The organism is Staphylococcus sp. GDY8P47P (genome assembly GCF_016892225.1).
Taxonomy (GTDB): Bacteria; Bacillota; Bacilli; order Staphylococcales; family Staphylococcaceae; genus Staphylococcus; species Staphylococcus borealis.
This window is the reverse complement of the sequence record NZ_JAFENV010000034.1, coordinates 72,004-72,319: the sequence shown is the minus strand read 5'-3', so window position 1 is coordinate 72,319 and position 316 is coordinate 72,004. Positions and strand designations below refer to the sequence as shown.

General features: G+C 42.1%; 1 pseudogene. It reads right to left on the bottom strand.

The features are described from left to right. Positions 1-316, bottom strand: a pseudogene (locus JVV30_RS11960) (hypothetical protein); the annotation flags it as partial.

Genomic DNA, 316 nt, shown 5'->3' with positions numbered 1-316 from the left:
CATCAACAAGCGTGAGTGATTCAACCATTACAAGCACATCATTGAGTGCATCAACATCAGCAAGCGTGAGCGATTCAACAAGTACAAGTACATCATTAAGTGCATCAGCATCAACAAGCGTGAGCGACTCAACAAGTGCAAGTACATCATTAAGTGAGTCAACATCAACGAGTGTGAGTGACTCAACAAGTGAGAGCACGTCATTAAGTGGATCAGAAAGCGAGAGTCTTTCAGACTCATTAAGCGAAAGCACATCAGATAGTGCATCAACATCAACAAGCGTGAGTGATTCAACAAGTACAAGTACATCATTGAG